A 15,880-nucleotide genomic window follows, 5' to 3' on the forward strand; every position below is an offset into this window, starting at 1 on the left:
GATCACGTGACCTGGGCGGTTCCACATCCAGGCGTGGACGGCGTCGCTACAGGCAGGCGTGGACGGCGGTTCTACAGGCAGGAGTAGACGGCGTCGACGAGCGCCTTGTTGCGCGGGTTCTGCCAGCGCGGCCCCATCTCGTTCATCACGTAGCCGAACGCCATGCCGGTGTCGGGGTCGCAGAAGCCGAGCGAGCCGCCCGCGCCGAAGTGCCCGTACGAGCGCGGATTGGGGCCGAGGGGCCGTTCGGGCTGGGTCAGCTGGAAGCCGCTGCCGAAGCGCGACGGCCGGTGCAGGACCCGGTCCTCGCCCACCGACTGCTCGACGATCGCGTCGGCCAGCGCGTTCTCCGAGACGATCCGCACCCCGTCGTCCGAGACGCCGCCCGCCACCAGCGCCGCGTAGATCCGCGCCACGCCCCGCGCGGTCCCGTGCCCGTTCGTGGACGGGATCTCCGCCTCACGCCAGGCCGCCGAGTTGATGACGCCCATGCCCGAGAAGCCGCCCGGGTTGAAGTACGCGTTGTACTCCATGAGTTGATCTTCGGTGAGCTCACCCCACCGGTCGGTCTCCGGCGGCGCCTCCGTCCACTCGAACTCGGCGACCCGGTGATGCTCGGCGGCGGGCAGCCCGATGTGGACGTCCACGCCCAGCGGCCCCGCGATCTCCTCGCGCAGCAGGGTCCCCACGCTCGAACCCGTGGCGCGCCGGATGATCTCGCCCGCCAGGAAGCCGAACGTGTTGACGTGGTAGCCGTGGCCGTCGCCGGGCTGCCACCACGGCTCCTCGGCCGCCAGCGCCGCCGTCATCGCGTTCCAGTCCAGCATCGCGCCCGCGGGCATCCGCCGCCGCAGGGCCGGGAGCCCCGCCTGATGCGAGAACACCTGCCGTACGGTCACGTCCGCCTTGCCCGCCGCGCCGAACTCGGGCCAGTAGCGGGCGACCGGCGCGTCCATCTCCAGGCGGCCCTTCCCGGCGAGCCCGGCCGCCAGCAGTCCCGTCAGGCCCTTGCCGACCGAGAAGAAGTTGACCAGGGTGTCCGGCGCCCAGGCGCGGCCCGCGGCCGCCTCACCACCCCACAGGTCGACGACCGTACGCCCGCCCACCACGACGGTGACGGCCGCGCCGCGCTCGCCCCGCTCGGCGAAGTTGTCGGCGAACGCCTCCCGTACCGCCGCGAACGCCGGGTCGATCGTGCCGTCGACACCTTGCCCAGCCACCAGCCACCCCGATCCAAGATTCCGAACGTCATTCTGCTGGCAGACGTTACTCCTCCGCGTGCCCGTCCACGGACTCGCCCGAGCCGTCGCCGATCACGTCGGCGATCGCCTCGCGGACGCAACGCCGCAGCCAGGCGTGCGCGGCGTCGGCCTCGTACCGGGCGTGCCAGCCGAGCGCGAACTTGATCGGCGGCAGGTCCAGCGGGACGGGAAAGGACACCAGGCCGAGCCGGTCGATCAGCGGCCGGTGGAAGCGCCGCGCCGCGAACCCCAGCAGGTCGGTGGTCAGCACGACGAACAACGACGTCGTGATCGTCGGCACCGTCCCGACGAGACGGCGCGACCTGCCCATTCCCTCCAGCATCTCGTCGATCGGCCCGCGCAGCCGCCCCCGCCGCGTGAACGTGAACTGCGGCGCGGAGATCCAGTCGTCGAGGCTCAGCTCGCCCCGGGTCAGCGGATGGCCCGGCCGGACGATGATGTCGGTACGGTCGTCCATGATCGGCTCGACCCGCGTCTCGGGCCCCTGGTCGTTGATCACGCCGATCTCCAGGTCGACGGTGTCGCGCCGCAGCGCCCCGGTGTCGCGCGGCCCCTCACCGAGGAACCGCAGTGTCATGCCGGGAGCCTCGCGCGCGAAGCGTTCCAGCAGCGGACCGCCGATCACCGCGACGGTGGCCTCCTCCGCCTGGATGCTGAACGAGCCGGTGAGCGCCCGCGGGTCCAGATCGTCGTCGGCCGAGAACAGCGCCCCGGCCCGCTGAACGAGCTCGTGCACCTCGCCGCGGATCGCCAGCGCGCGCGGCGTCGGCACCATCGCGCGTCCCGACCGGACGAGCACCGGGTCGCCGAGCGCCTTGCGGATCCGGCCGAGCGTGCGGCTCATCGCGGGCCCCGACAGGTGCAGGCGGTCGGCCGCGCCCGTCACGCTGCCCTCCTCCAGCAGGGCGTCCAGCGCCACCAGGAGGTTCAGGTCCAGTCTGGATTGCACCAGACGCACTCCTCACCTGCAAAAGATGCATTTGAAAGCAAGTCACCCTCACCTTACGTTGGATGCAACGGAGCCGGCGCGCGCAGCTCTCTTCTCACTCCTTCCACTCCTTTCACTCCTTCTTAAGGACTCCCATGACGTTGAACGCTGTCCGCAGCGCGCCCTCCATCGGTCCCGATCACCGGCGAAGGCGCGGCATGACGCCGCTCATGTCGGCGTGCGTCGTCCTGGTCGTGGCCATGGTCGCCTCGATCAACCTCGCCCTGCCCAAGCTCGCCGCCAGCGACCTCACCCCCTCCTCCACCCAGCTGCTGTGGATCGTGGACGCCTACGTCCTGGTCTTCGGCTGCCTGCTCATCCCGGCCGGCGCGCTCGGCGACCGGTTCGGCCGTAAGGGCGTGCTGCTGAGCGGCCTCGCGGTGTTCGCCGCCGGTTGCCTGCTGTCGGTCGTCGCCCCGACGGTCCCGGTCCTGGTGGCAGGGCGCCTCATCACGGGCGTCGGAGCCGCGCTGATCATGCCGGCGACACTGTCGCTGCTGCTCCAGGTGACCGAGCCCGAACGCAAGCCGCAGGCGATCGCCACCTGGACCGCCGCCACCGGCATCGCGGGCGCCGTCGGCAACGTTGGCGGGGGAGCGGTCCTGCAGTGGCTGGCCTGGCAGTGGCTGTTCGGTGCCGGAGCCGCCATCGCGGTCGTGCTCGCGGTGCTGGTCGCCCGGGTCGCCCCGCGCGGCGAACGGCACGACGCCGCACTCGACCTGATCGGCGCGGCCCTGCTCACCCTGGCGCTCTTCGCGCTGCTCTTCGGGATCATCGAGGGCTCGTCGTACGGCTGGTCGTCGGCCCGCGTCCTCGGCGGGTTCGCCGTCGCCGTGCTTCTGCTGGCCGCGTTCGTCGGCTACGCGCTCCGCGCCGCGCACCCGCTGCTCGACCCGAGGATCTTCGCGCTGTCGAGGTTGCGCGGCGGCGTGCTCGGCGTCGGGCTGGCCTTCTTCGGCCTCTTCGCGCTGTTCTTCGTCAACGCCCAGTACCTGCAGTACGCCAAGGGCTACTCGCCGCTGCTGACCGGCGTCGCGATCGCGCCCCTGGTGGTCGGCATGGTCGTGGTCTCCAAGCGGAGCATCGGGCTGGCCGGGCACTTCGGCACCCGCACGGTGGTCGCGGTCGGCATGGCCGTCCTCGCCGTAGGCCTCGGGCTGCTGTCGCTGGTCGACGCGAGCACTCCCTATTACCTGTACGCCGCGATCCTGGTCGTGATGTCGGCCGGCATGGGCCTGTGCCTGCCGTGCCTGTCCGTCGGGGTCATGTCCGCCCTGCCGCACGCCCAGTCGGGCCTGGGCTCCGGGCTCAACAGCGCGTCCCGCGAGATCGGCAGCGCCCTCGGCGTCGCGGTCTTCGGAACGATTCTGACCAGCCGCTTCGCCGACGCCCTGCCTGGCCACGTGCAGTCGGTCGGGCAGGCCCTCGCCATGACCCGCGACCGCGCCGCCGTGCTGGACGCCTTCACCGACGCCATGTCCATGGGCTACCGCGTCGTCGCGGCGGTCGTCCTGCTCGGAGCGGTCATTGTCGTGACGGGCTTCCGAAGCGATAACTGACGATATATCGTGTCTGCCGTCGAACGAGATATATCGCAAATGGAGGTGTGGCATGGCCCCAGGAGTGCGCGACCGGCTGCTCGACCTGATCTCCGTCCGGGGGCGGGCGGAGTCGGTGGAGCTCGATGGCCGGATGTGGCAGATCCGCGTGGGGGAGGTGCCCGGGCTCTCCTGGGAGCCCGGGCAGCACGTCCGCGTCCACGTGAACGACCTGCGCACGCCGCAGGCCTGGCTTCACCCGGGCGACGTGCTGCGCACCTACTCCATCTGGGACTACGACCCGGCCGGGACGCTCGAACTGCGCGTGCTGGACCACGGCGACGGGCCCGGTGCCCGCTGGGCCCGCGGGCTCGGTGCCGGCGACGAGATCGTCTTCGGCCGGCCCGAGGGCGGGCTCACGCTGCGCAGGCCCGCTCCGTACCACCTGTTCGTCGGCGAGGAGACCGCCTCGGTGCCGTTCGGGGCCATGCTGCGCGCCCTCCACGGCGAAGAAGACGGTGAAAGATCAACGCCCGGTGCCCGGTCCGCTGCGCAACGTGATCAAGAACACTCTCGCCCTCCAGAACGCTCCTACGCCGTTCTGGAGGTGGCCACCGAGCAAGATCGACTGGCGCTGCCGGGCGAGGTCTCGTGGAGTTTCCGGGGCGAGGCGCCCGCCGCGGACTCCGCGACGCTGGTCGAATCCGTCCGCTCGCTGGACCTCCCGGACGAGCCCGGGATCGCTTACGTCGCAGGTGAGGCGCGTACGGTCCAGGCCGTACGGGCGCATCTGGTCCGCGATCGCGGGTGGCCGCGACGTTCGGTCGTCGTCAAGCCGTTCTGGACGCCCGGCCGCCGGGGCATGGACTGACCGGATCCACGGGAGGCCCGCGAACGCCCTGACGAGCGCTTGAACGAGCGTGGGCCCGGTTGGTTACGCGCGATCTTTCTCAATCTGCACGTGCATCGGCTCTTGCACCTGCACGCCATTTCCTAGCAGGATTGCCTCCGGACCCCCGCACGTGAACTCCCCGGAGATCGCGATGACCGCACACTTGAGCGACAGCGACCGACAGGCGCTGCGGCTTGCCCACGACCTCCGCGAAGAGCTGCGGCTGGCTCTGCCACCCGGCGCCGGAGGGCCTACGGTCTCTCCGTTCGTCGACCCGGCAGGGCAGCCCAGCGTGCTGATGCGGATGGACGCGGAAACGGCGCGCGCCTTGATGGCGCTGCTCCGCGAGCGCCGCACCCAGCCACAGGAGCCCCGCAGGGCGGACGGATCCCACGTCCTCCCACCCCCACCGGCCCCGGTCGGCGCGGGCGCGACGGGGCCACTCCTGCCGACGAGCTTCCCGACGCGCTGACGCGAGCGGGACATCGCCCGGAGCCGCGTGCTCCGGGCGATAGCGCTGCGTTCCCGGACGTCGTTCCCGACGTCGTCAGGGGAGCGGCGGCTCTTCGACCTTGATCCCCAGCGCCTCGGCGAGGTGCGGGGCCAGGTCCAGGAGCTGCGCCGGGCTGATGATCGCGCCGCGGATCGTCTGGGGATCGATGGTGATGCCCAGTTCGGCGCCGCGCAGGTCGACCCGGTCGAGCGTGGCGCCCGCCAGTACGGTCTGGGTGAGCCGCGAGCCGGGGAAGCTCGTGCGGGTCAGCTTGGCGCCGCCGAAGTCGACGCCGCGCAGCAGGCAGTCCTGGAACGTGACGTCGTTCAGCACCGCGTCCCGCAGGTTGACCGTGTCCAGCTTGCAGGACGTGAAGGTCACGCGGGTCAGCCTGGCGCCGAAGGCGCGGGTCCCGGCGAGGATCGAGCCGATCAGCGCGGCGTCCTGCCAGCCGGTCTCGGCCAGGTCCGTGCCCACGAAGCGGACCTCGTTCGCCCACACGTCGATGAACCGCGCCGCGCGCAGCCGGCCGCCCTCGAAGGCCGTTCCGGTGAACGCGCAGTCCAGGAAACGTGAGCCGGTGGCGTCGGGATCGCTGACCTCGGCGGCCTCGAAGCGGACGGTGTCGTGATCGCCGTCGGGGACCCAGCGGCCGTCGTGCGGGGTCAGCCATTCGGCGTGCGGGAGGTCTTCCAGCTTCTGTTTCTTGGTCATGGAGCGGACCACACTACCGCCGCCGACTCCGCCAGGGCCGCGGCCTGGGCCCGCCCGGCGCGGGCTGCCGGGGCCCGTCGCGTCGGGTCCAGTGAACGCCCGAACCGGGTCGGCGGGGAGATCACCAGGACCCGTGAGCCGGTCTCGCGCAGCGCCTCGGCCTGGCTCGCCACCGGCCGGATCGCGCCGAACCCGGCCGCGATCGGGGCGATGATCACGACGCGTTCGTGCCCCCGTGCGAGGTCGGCGTTGGTCGCCGAGCGCACGCCGCCGTCGATGTAGCTGCGGCCGTCGACGGCCACCGGCGGATAGACGCCGGGGACCGCGCAGCTCGCGCCCACCGCGTCCAGGAGCGAGACGCCGTGATCACGGTCGAAGACGGTGAGCTCGCCGCTGGCCGCGTCCACGGCCGTGATCAGCAAGGGCGTGACCGGCCACTCCCTGACCGGCAGATGGGCCCGGATGGTCGAGCGGTGCGGCGTACGGGAGGCCAGCGCCAGCCGGCCGAGCCGCGCGCCGAGCCGGTCCGGCTCGCGCGTGCTGAGCACCGCCCAGGCCGAACGGGCCAGATCCGCCCTGCCCATACGGGCCGGTGGATCGCGCGGATCGCCGATGGGCGCCGCCAACTGTGAGGCGAAACGTTCCTCCAGATCCACGCCGGTGGCGACCTGAGCGCCGACGACCGACCCGGCCGACGTGCCGATCACCAGGTCCGCGTCGGTGAGGTCCACACCGTGCGCGGCGAGGCCCGACAGGATGCCCCACTCCCAGCCGATTCCGGTGAGCCCGCCACCGCCCAGCACGAGCGCCTTGCCCATTGATCACCCCTTTCGGGGCCCACTCTAGAACGATCTTCCTTGCTCGCGGAAGAAGGCCGAGAGGCCCTCAGCCCCGACGCCATCGGCGTTCCGTTCGCCTCGCAGGAAAAGGATCTACCTTACAAAAGGTAAAGAAACGGGCGATTTGGTCGAACCATGGTAATGGCGCCTATACTCAATCCCACGACAAGGTCAAAGAACCATTGACCTGGCCAAATCGAACAGCCGTCGCGTCCCGCCCGCCAGGCGGGATCCCCTCAGCCGACCTGCGGCCGTCCATGCAACGGTCGCCCGTGCGGGCCTTGTGAGAGCCCCCGGTCGGCACCATTCAACCCATCAGAGTTCGCGTCGCCATGACCGGATGCCATACCGGTCGCCCTAAGGGTACGCGGACCGGGTCCCCATGCCTTGGGCCCTTCTGATCCGGGTTTCTTTCGCGACGGCTTCTTCCCGGGCTCTGTCCTCGGGGCCGTTTCTCCTGTCCGTCCGGAGTTCGTTCCGGCGTGAAACGGCATGCCCCTGCAAGCCGAACAAAGGACTCTCATGCACAAGCGAGCGATGAATGTCGTCATGACGACGGTTACCGGCAGTTGCCTCGCCGGAATCCTGGTGGCCGGCGTGGCGCTGGCGAATGACGACGACGCTCCCAAGCAGAAGAAGACCCCCACCGAGCTTTCGATGATGGCCGCGCAGAAGCAGGCCACCGACGCCAAGGCGCAGCAGGCCGCGCAGGCGCAGGCGCAGGCGAAGGCTCAGGCGCAGAAGGAAAAGGCCGCGGCCGCCAAGAAGGCTGAAGAGGCCAAGAAGAAGGCCGAGGCCGCCAAGAAGGCCGCCCAGCCGATCCTCACCGGCAAGACCACCGCCTCCTACTTCTGGGACGACGGTTCGGGCATCAACGGCGACACCGGCGCTCCGGCGAGCGGGGAGCCGATGCAGAAGGGCCTGTTCGCCAGCCCGTCCTGGCCCCTCGGCACCAAGGTCAAGGTCACCTACAAGGGCCGCAGCATCACCGGCTTCGTCGGCGACCGCGGTCCGGGCGCCCCGTCCTCCAGCGGCGTGATGCTCGACCTGGACACCTACACCTTCCGCTACCTGCTCGACGGCGGGAAGCCCGACAGCGACTACGACGCCGGCACCGGCGAGGGTCACCTGCAGGGCGTCAAGTGGGAGGTCCTGAAGTGGGGCACCGGCGCCGGTACGCGCGGCGAGCCCCAGGCCATGTAAGGCCTTTCCCCACCATTCCCCCTCCCCTCCCTTCCTGAGGCGACACGCCTCTTTCCGAGGCGCCCATGCCTCCGAAGCCGTTGTCCCCCTCACGCCCGCGCTCCCTGGCTTGTGCGTGAAACGGCGCTTTTCCAACGCCGAACAAAGGATTCCCATGCAGAAGCGAGCACTCAACACCGCCCTTACCGCGATCACCGGCGCCGCCCTCGCGGGCGGCCTGGCGATCGGGGTGGCCATGGCCGGTGCTGGGCCCGCTGACGCCGGTAAGAGCGCACAGAACGCCGCGGCCGTCTCGCAGCCCAAGGAAAAGGCGAAGTCCACGGCCAAGGCGAAGTCCAAGGCGGTGCTGACCGGCACGACCACCTCGTCCTACTTCTGGGACGACGGTTCGGGCGTGAACGGCGACACCGGCGCCCCCGCGAGCGGCAAGCCCATGCAGAAGGGCATGTTCGCCAGTCCGAGCTGGCCCCTCGGCACCAAGGTCAAGGTGACCTACAAGGACCGCAGCGTCACCGGCTTCGTCGGTGACCGCGGCCCGGGCGAGCCCTCGCACCGCGGCGTGATGCTTGATCTGGACACCTACACCTTCCGTCACCTGCTCGACGGCGGCCAGCCGGCGAGCAAGTACGACGCCGGGTCCGATGAAGGTCATCTCAAGGGAGTCCGTTACGAGGTGATCTCCTGGGGCAGCGGTCCCGGCGTGAAGGGCGAGCCGCAGCCGCTGGGCTGACAGGGCCGGCCGCGGTACCTCGCCGACAGGGAACGCCCCGATGGTCTCCGGACCGTCGGGGCGTTCCCTCGTCCGTGATCGCCGCGGACGCCGACCCGCCGTTGACCGGCTGATCGAGTGATGCTTAGCTAAGGCTTGCCTAACCAAGCTTAGGTTTACCTAACTTGGACGGGTCTCGTGGTCACTCGTAGCCGAAGGAGCATCCGTGTCCCAGCAGCAAGACCGGCCATACGACTTCGTCGGCGTCGGCTTCGGCCCCGCCAACCTCGCCTTGGCCATCGCGCTGGAGGAGCACAACGCCCAGGCCGCCCCCGCCGACCGCCTCACCGCGGTGTTCGTCGAGCGGCAGCCCCGCTTCGGCTGGCACCGGGGGATGCTCATCGAGGGCGCGACCATGCAGGTGTCCTTCCTCAAGGACCTGGCCACGATGCGCAACCCGGTCAGCGACTTCGGCTTCCTGTCCTACCTGAAGGACAAGGACCGCCTGGTCGACTTCATCAACCACAAGACGTTCTTCCCGACGCGCACCGAGTTCCACGACTACTTCATGTGGGCGGCCGACCGTGTCTCCCACCTGGTGCGATACGACAACGAGGCGATCGCCGTCCAGGCCCGCACCGACGGGTCCGGAGAGGCGGCCGAGGTCGAGGTCACCGTGGCCGGCGGGGACGTCCTGCGCGCCCGCAACCTGGTGATCAGCGGCGGCCTCCAGCCGGTCATGCCGCCCGGCGTCCAGCAGTCCGAACGGGTCTGGCACAACCAGGCGCTGCTCACCAACCTCGCCGAGTACGCCGGGCCCGAACCCCAGCGCTGGACGGTGATCGGGGCCGGGCAGAGCGCGGCCGAGGTCGCCGACTACCTGCACCGCACCTATCCCGGCGCCGAGATCTGCTCGGTGTTCTCGCGGTACGGCTACAGCCCCGCCGACGACAGCCCGTTCGCCAACCGGATCTTCGACCCGGAGGCGGTCGACCTGTTCCACGGCGCCTCCGAGGACGTCAAGGACCAGCTCTTCGCCTACCACCGCGGCACCAACTACTCGGTGGTCGACATGGACCTGATCGAGGAGCTCTACCGCCGCGTCTACCAGGAGAAGGTGCTGGGCCACGAGCGGCTGCGGCTGCTGAACGCCTGCCGGGTGCTGGACGTCCGCGAGGTCCCCGGCGGCGCGCGCACCACCTACGAGTTCCTGCCGACCGGTGAACGCACCGTCCTGGACTCCGACGTCGTCGTCTGCGCCACCGGCTACGAGCCGTTCGACGCGCTCGGCCTGCTCGGCCCGGTCGGTGACCACGTGCTGCGCGACGACCAGGGCCGGCCCCGGGTCGAGCGCGACTACCGGATCGCGACCGCGCCGAACGTGACCGCCGGGCTCTACCTTCAGGGCGGCACCGAGCATACGCACGGCATCACCTCGTCGCTGCTGTCCAACGCCGCCGTACGGGCGGGGGAGATCCTGGAGTCGATCCTGGACCGCGAGACCGACCCGCGCGCGACCGAGGCCGTTTCCCTCCATTGATCCGGGTTCGCGGCGTATCGATCCTGGTTCGCCGCGTGTCGATCGTGACCGATGTCGGCAATTACCGTAACTGGATCCGCACCCGTACCTAACATGCCTAGCAAAGAGAAGATCGCAGGACGTACGGGTGGGTACGGGAGCGGAGGCCGTGACGTGGCGGACGGGGTACAGGACGTCGACCTGAGGACCGATGCGCCGCACTCGGCCCGGATCTACGACTATCTCCTGGGTGGCAAGGACAACTATCCGGCCGATCGCGCCGCCGCCGAGGAGATCATCAAGGACTGGGTCAACCTGCCCAAGTCGATGCGGGCCAACCGGCACTTCATGCGCCGGGTGACCCGTCATCTGGCGGTCGAGCGGGGTTTCCGGCAGTTCCTGGACATCGGGACGGGCCTGCCGACCTCGCCGAACCTGCACGAGGTCGCGCAGGCGGCGGCGCCCGACGCCCGGGTCGTCTACGTCGACAACGACCCGACCGTGCTGATCCACGCGCGGGCGCTGCTGACCAGCACGCCCGAGGGCAGGACCACCTACCTGGACGCCGACTTCCGCGCCCCGAAGCAGATCCTGGACTCGCGGGAGCTGCGCGAGACCCTGGACCTGGACCGCCCGGTGGCCCTCAGCGTCATCGCGATGCTGCAGTTCATCGTCGACGACGAGGTCGCCAAGGGCGTGATCGACCGGCTGATGGAGCCGCTCGCCCCCGGCAGCGTCCTCGCCCTGTCGACCGTCACGGCCGAGAGCGCGCCCGAGGAGGTCACGGGCGGCGTCGCGGCCTACAACGCCCGCGGCATCCCGACCATCGCCCGCAGCAAGGAGCAGGTCGAGGCGTTCTTCGACGGCCTGGAGCTCCTGGATCCCGGGGTGGTCCTGGTCAACCACTGGCACGCCGACGACCTGGCGGCCGCGGTCGACGACGCCCACGTTCACATGTACGGCGGTCTCGCCCGCAAGCCCTAGCGACCGGCACGGCTCAGCGTCCGGCCAGCAGCTCCACCACCGGCGCGAACGCGTCCATGTCAGAGTCGGCCACCACGTAGTAGGAGAAGCCGTAGCGCTCGCGGCGCTCCAGCATCTGCTCGGCGATGTGCTCGGGCGGGCCGACGAACTGCGACGGCATGTCCAGCACCAGCTCGGCGGAGGCCGTGCCCCAGCCGCGCAGCACCGCGACCTTGGCGGCGGTACGGCGCGGATCGTCGCCGAACGCCGGCGAGACGATCATGCTGAGCTCCACGTCACGCCCCTCGGCGGCGGCCGCCTCGCGCACCCAGCGGGCCTTGCGGGCGATCGTGTCGGGCATCCGCTCGGAGATCTCGTCGGAGATGGTCCCGTTCGGCAGCGCGCGAGGCAGGATCCCGGCGACGTCGGCGTACCGCCCGGCGATCCCGAGCATGCGCCGGCTGCCCGCGCCGACCAGCAGTGGTGGCCGCCGCCGCGGTCGCGGGAAGACCTCCAGGTCGCGCAGCCGGTAGTGCTCGCCGGAGAACGTGATCTTCTCCCCGCCGAGCATGCCCCGCAGGATCGCCAGCGCCTCCTCCAGCCGGTCCACGCGCATCCCGGCCGCGTCGAACGCCATCCCGGCCTGCTCGTACTCATCGCGGAGCCAGCCCGCGCCGAGCCCGAGCTCGAAACGCCCGCCCGACACCTGGTCGAGCGTCGCGGCCTCCTTGGCCAGCATCACCGGGTGCCGGTAGTCGTTGGCCAGCACCAGCGTGCCGAGCCGCAGCGTCCGCGTCGCGCACGCCACCGCGGTCAGCGCGATCATCGGCGCGAGCTGGTCGCCGAACGGCTCGGTCACGTAGTGGTCCCGCAGGGTCAGGGTCGCGTAGCCGAGCTCCTCGGCCCGCCCGGCCAGCGCGATCAGTCCCTGGGTCTCCGCCGCCTCGCCCGACTCGGCCACCACGCCGAACCGGAACGGCTTCATGTCGCTCACCTGCCGATTCTCGCCGCGGGGCTCGCTGCGACGCTGGCAGGAATCCGACATCAGGTTCGGGCGAGGCTGGGTTTCGGGTTACAGAAAAGTCAGATTTGCGCTGACCTCTGGTGCTCGGCGCTCTGGCCTCCCAAGATGAACGACCATGAACGCCTCACCCCCCGCCCGCTCGTCGGTCCTGCACCGGGTCGTCGCCGGTGTCCTGCTGGCCGTCCCCTTCGTCGTCTATCTGGCCGTTCCCAGCTATGAGAAGGAGGACCCCAAGCTCGCCGGGTTCCCGTTCTTCTACTGGTGGCAGCTGCTCTGGGTGGTCCTCACCGCGGTCTGCATCGGGGGAGCGCACCTGCTCCTGCGCCGTAAGAACGCGGGGGGTGCCAAGTGAAGGACGTGAATGGCGTCGAGCTCGGCATCTTCATCTTCTTCTTCGCCGTGGTGACGGTGATCGGCTTCGCCGCCGCGCGCTGGCGCCGCGGGCAGACCATCATGCACCTGGACGAGTGGGGGCTTGGCGGGCGCAGCTTCGGCACGTTCGTCACCTGGTTCCTGCTCGGCGGCGACCTGTACAGCGCCTACACCTTCGTCGCCGTGCCCGCCGCGGTCTTCGCGGGCGGCGCGATGGGCTTCTGGTCGGTGCCCTACGGCGCGATCGCCTACCCGATCGTGTTCCTGATCGGCCCGCGCCTGTGGTCGGTCGCGAACCGGCACGGCTACGTGACCGCCGCCGACTTCGTGCGCGGGCGGTTCGGGTCCAGATCGCTCGGCCTGGCGATCGCGCTCACCGGAATCCTGGCGATGATGCCCTACATCGCGCTGCAGCTCGTCGGGATCCAGGCCGTGCTCACGGTCATGGGCATCACCGGCTCCGGGATCAAGGCCGACCTGCCGCTGTTCATCGCGTTCGCGCTGCTGGCCGCCTACACCTACACCTCGGGCCTGCGCGCGCCCGCGCTGATCGCCTTCGTCAAGGACGTGCTGATCTATCTGGTCATCCTCGTCGCGATCTTCTACATCCCGACCAAGCTGGGCGGCTGGGACGGCATCTTCGACAAGGCGGGCGCGGCGCTGGCCAAGCCCAACCCGGCCACCGGCAAGCCGGCCGGGTCGCTGATCACCGGCGACATGACGCGCTGGGCGTACGGGACGCTCGCGCTCGGCTCCTCGCTCGCGCTGTTCATCTACCCGCACACGGTGACCGGCGCGCTGGCGTCCGGCCGCCGCAGTGTCATCAAGCGGAACGCGGCGCTGCTCCCGGCCTACTCGCTGCTGCTCGGCCTGCTGGCCCTGCTCGGCTACATGGCGCTGGCCAACCCGGGCGTCGTCGCCGACGTCAAGGCCGCAAAGAACCCGCAGCTGGCCGTGCCGCTGCTGTTCGACCACATGTTCCCGAGCTGGTTCGCCGGGATCGCGTTCGCCGCCATCGGCATCGGCGCGCTCGTGCCCGCCGCGATCATGTCGATCGCCGCGTCGAACCTGTTCACGCGCAACGTCTACACCGCGTTCCTGCGCCCGGACGCCTCGCCGGAGGAGGAGACCAGGGTCTCCAAGCTGGTGTCGCTGCTGGTGAAGGTGGGCGCGCTGATCTTCGTGCTCGGCTTCGACAAGTCGCTGGCCATCAACCTGCAGCTGCTCGGCGGCATCTGGATCGTGCAGACGTTCCCGGCGATCGCGATCGGCCTGTTCACCCGGTGGTTCCACCGCTGGGCGCTGCTGGCCGGCTGGGCCGTCGGCATGGCGTACGGCACGGTCACGGCGTACAACACCTCCTCGCCGACACAGAAGCACTTCGGCGCGCCGCTCGCCGACATCCCGGGCCTCGGGCACACCGGCTACATCGCGCTCACGGCGTTCGTGTTCAACATCGCCGTGGTCGTCGTGCTGACCTTCGCGCTCAGGGTCCTGAACGTCCCCGACGGCAAGGACGAGACCAGCCCGGACGACTACACCGCCGACGCCGCTGACGCCGCTGACGCCGGTGACGCCGGTGACCGACCTGGGAAAATCACGACCGTCGGAGAATCGAGCTGATGCCGGATCAGCAGACCTTCGCGGTCACGCTGCGCTGCTCGCTGCTGGGAGAACGCAGGGCGAGGGTGAACCGATGCGTGCCCGAACTGGCGCTGATCGTCGTCCCCAAGTAAAGGGAGTTGGGGTTGCCTGTACGGCTATGGCTACCGCGGACGCGGCCATCGAGGATGGTCTGATATTCGAACCTCGGGCTGGACGTGCCATAGCCGTTGAAGCCGTACGAAATATCGACCACGCCGTCTTCGAAGCAGGCTCTTTTGGTGTCCCAGTGGATCGATACCGTTTCCGACCTGAGGTAGGCGATCCGTGCGCTCCCTCCACCTCCTCCGGAGGGAGGCTTCGTCGGCTTGGGGTCGTTGCCGCCAGGATTGGAGGACTTACCCGGGCGGGGGCTCCGGCCGTCGCCCGGGCTCGGGGACCCGCTCGACGCGCCGGGCGAAGGCTTTCCCGACGGGGATCCGGCCGTCTTGCCCGTGCCCGGAGCAGGGTTGCCCAGTGCGCCAGGCCGTCCCGGGTTGTTGCCGGAGAGCCCCGCTGTCTCGCGACCGGCCGAGTCCTTGGTGTCGGGGTCGCCTCCGAACTGCGTCCACAACACGATCGCGGCGACGGTGGCCGCGATCAGTGCGCCCGCCGCGCCGACCCCCAGGATGAGAGCGGGCTTCTTCCCCGATCCCTGCTGCCGAGGCTGTCCCGGACGCAGCGGACCCGGCATGACGGGCGGGCCGGGCGGGCCGGGCATGGCGGGAGCGCCGGGCAGGACGGGCTGGGCGGGCTGGGCGGGCTGACCGGGCTGGGCGGGCTGACCGGGCTGGGCGGGCTGGCTGAGCGGGCCAGGGGGAGCCGGGATCGGTGAAGCAAGTGGTGCGGCGAGTGGCTGCGGGGTCCGGGCCGCTTGCGGGCCGGTCGCCGCCGGGGACTCCGACCCCAGGAGGCGGAGCAGGACGGCTTCCATGGTCGGTCGTTGGGAAGGTTCCTTGGCCAGGCACGCGGCGACGGTCGAGCGCAGCGGCTCGTGGAGCGTGGTGAGGTCGGGGTCGTCCGACAGGACGCGCTTCATGATGGCCGGCAGCGTGTCGGCGCCGAAGGCGGGCCTGCCCGTCGCCGCGTACACCATGACGACGCCCCAGGCGAAGACGTCGGCCGGGGGACCGACCTCGTCGCCGTTGAACTGCTCGGGGGCCATGTAGGCGGGCGTGCCGATGATGCCGCTGGTGACGGTCAGCGGGGCCTCGCTCGCACGCGCGATGCCGAAGTCGATGACGCGGGGGCCGTCCTGGCCCAGGAGGACGTTGGACGGTTTGAAGTCGCGATGGACGATCCCGGCCTGGTGGATCGCGGCCAGCGCCGAGGCGGTGGCGACGGCGAGCCGCAGGACCGCGGCCCTGCCCTGGCGCGGTCCGGCCTGCTGGAGCGAGGGTCCCTCGACGTACTCGGTGACCACGTACGGGCGCGTGCCCTCCACCGACGCGTCCAGGACCTGCGCGATGCAGAACGGATCGACGCGGCGCGCGGCGGCGATCTCCTTCATGAACCGGTCGCGGACACGCGGGTCGGCGGCGATCTCCTCGCGAAGGAGCTTCACCGCGACGGGAATCCCGTCGGGGCCGGAGCCGAGGTAGACCACGCCCTGGCCGCCCATGCCGAGCCGTCCGGTCAGCCGGTACGGGCCTACCACGGTCGGGTCGTCGGGGCGCAGCGGCGGCGTCTCGGGCATAGGGGTGGGCTCCAGGCAAGATCACGA

At 70.5% G+C, this 15,880-nt stretch carries 15 protein-coding genes; 9 read left to right on the forward strand and 6 right to left on the reverse strand.

Annotated features, from left to right (window positions below; all coding sequences use genetic code 11):
- Window positions 1-71 precede the first annotated feature (71 nt).
- Complete coding sequence (locus tag J4573_RS48500) at window positions 72-1,220, reverse strand: serine hydrolase domain-containing protein (protein ID WP_208263232.1); 1,149 nt, start codon at window positions 1,218-1,220, stop codon at window positions 72-74.
- A 46-nt stretch (window positions 1,221-1,266) separates the two neighbouring features.
- On the reverse strand, window positions 1,267-2,211 hold the full coding sequence (locus tag J4573_RS48505; protein ID WP_208263233.1) for a LysR family transcriptional regulator: 945 nt from the start codon (window positions 2,209-2,211) through the stop codon (window positions 1,267-1,269).
- Window positions 2,212-2,345: 134 nt separating this feature from the next.
- Here J4573_RS48505 and J4573_RS48510 point away from each other — a divergent pair, with 134 nt between their 5' ends.
- The 3 genes from J4573_RS48510 (at window position 2,346) to J4573_RS48520 (ending at window position 5,152) form a co-directional block, all read left to right on the forward strand.
- Window positions 2,346-3,809 carry an MFS transporter gene (locus tag J4573_RS48510; RefSeq protein WP_208263234.1) on the forward strand — a complete coding sequence of 488 codons (1,464 nt, stop codon included), beginning with the start codon at window positions 2,346-2,348 and terminating at the stop codon, window positions 3,807-3,809.
- Window positions 3,810-3,861: 52 nt separating this feature from the next.
- Window positions 3,862-4,659: a siderophore-interacting protein gene (locus J4573_RS48515; protein ID WP_208263235.1), complete on the forward strand. Its 798-nt coding sequence runs from the start codon at window positions 3,862-3,864 to the stop codon at window positions 4,657-4,659.
- Window positions 4,660-4,831: 172 nt separating this feature from the next.
- A complete protein-coding gene (locus J4573_RS48520) occupies window positions 4,832-5,152 on the forward strand; it encodes a hypothetical protein (protein ID WP_208263236.1) in 321 nt (106 codons plus the stop codon).
- A gap of 75 nt (window positions 5,153-5,227) precedes the next feature.
- Here the strand turns inward: J4573_RS48520 and J4573_RS48525 are convergent, their stop codons facing one another.
- Both J4573_RS48525 and J4573_RS48530 read right to left on the reverse strand, forming a co-directional pair.
- On the reverse strand, window positions 5,228-5,887 hold the full coding sequence (locus tag J4573_RS48525) for a pentapeptide repeat-containing protein (protein ID WP_208263237.1): 660 nt from the start codon (window positions 5,885-5,887) through the stop codon (window positions 5,228-5,230).
- Window positions 5,884-6,705, reverse strand: coding sequence for a patatin-like phospholipase family protein (locus J4573_RS48530; protein WP_208263238.1), 822 nt, complete (start codon window positions 6,703-6,705; stop codon window positions 5,884-5,886). The genes J4573_RS48525 and J4573_RS48530 overlap by 4 nt, the downstream gene beginning before the upstream one ends.
- Window positions 6,706-7,275: 570 nt before the next feature.
- On the opposite strand from J4573_RS48530, the gene J4573_RS48535 reads away from it, so the two are divergent.
- From J4573_RS48535 to J4573_RS48550, 4 genes are all read left to right on the forward strand, one after another.
- Window positions 7,276-7,929 (forward strand): RlpA-like double-psi beta-barrel domain-containing protein, encoded by a 654-nt coding sequence (locus J4573_RS48535; protein ID WP_243774804.1) that lies wholly within the window; start codon window positions 7,276-7,278, stop codon window positions 7,927-7,929.
- Between the two features lie 154 nt (window positions 7,930-8,083).
- Entirely contained in the window at window positions 8,084-8,659 is a 576-nt protein-coding gene (locus tag J4573_RS48540) for an RlpA-like double-psi beta-barrel domain-containing protein (RefSeq protein WP_208263240.1), read from the forward strand.
- Window positions 8,660-8,864: 205 nt separating this feature from the next.
- Window positions 8,865-10,178, forward strand: coding sequence for a lysine N(6)-hydroxylase/L-ornithine N(5)-oxygenase family protein (locus J4573_RS48545; RefSeq protein ID WP_208263241.1), 1,314 nt, complete (start codon window positions 8,865-8,867; stop codon window positions 10,176-10,178).
- A gap of 153 nt (window positions 10,179-10,331) precedes the next feature.
- On the forward strand, window positions 10,332-11,141 hold the full coding sequence (locus J4573_RS48550) for an SAM-dependent methyltransferase (RefSeq protein ID WP_307797508.1): 810 nt from the start codon (window positions 10,332-10,334) through the stop codon (window positions 11,139-11,141).
- Between the two features lie 13 nt (window positions 11,142-11,154).
- Here J4573_RS48550 and J4573_RS48555 read toward each other — a convergent pair whose 3' ends face one another.
- A complete protein-coding gene (locus tag J4573_RS48555; protein WP_243774816.1) occupies window positions 11,155-12,105 on the reverse strand; it encodes a TIGR03621 family F420-dependent LLM class oxidoreductase in 951 nt (316 codons plus the stop codon).
- Window positions 12,106-12,259: 154 nt separating this feature from the next.
- Here J4573_RS48555 and J4573_RS48560 point away from each other — a divergent pair, with 154 nt between their 5' ends.
- On the forward strand, window positions 12,260-12,496 hold the full coding sequence (locus tag J4573_RS48560; protein ID WP_208263244.1) for a DUF3311 domain-containing protein: 237 nt from the start codon (window positions 12,260-12,262) through the stop codon (window positions 12,494-12,496).
- Window positions 12,493-14,139 (forward strand): monocarboxylate uptake permease MctP, encoded by a 1,647-nt coding sequence (gene mctP / locus J4573_RS48565; RefSeq protein WP_208263245.1) that lies wholly within the window; start codon window positions 12,493-12,495, stop codon window positions 14,137-14,139. The genes J4573_RS48560 and mctP overlap by 4 nt, the downstream gene beginning before the upstream one ends.
- 7 nt (window positions 14,140-14,146) lie before the next feature.
- On the opposite strand, the gene J4573_RS48570 is transcribed toward mctP, so the two are convergent.
- Entirely contained in the window at window positions 14,147-15,853 is a 1,707-nt protein-coding gene (locus J4573_RS48570) for a serine/threonine protein kinase (RefSeq protein ID WP_208263246.1), read from the reverse strand.
- Between the last annotated feature and the right edge of the window lie 27 nt (window positions 15,854-15,880).

The organism is Actinomadura barringtoniae, assembly GCF_017573505.1.
Lineage (GTDB): Bacteria > Actinomycetota > Actinomycetes > Streptosporangiales > Streptosporangiaceae > Spirillospora > Spirillospora barringtoniae.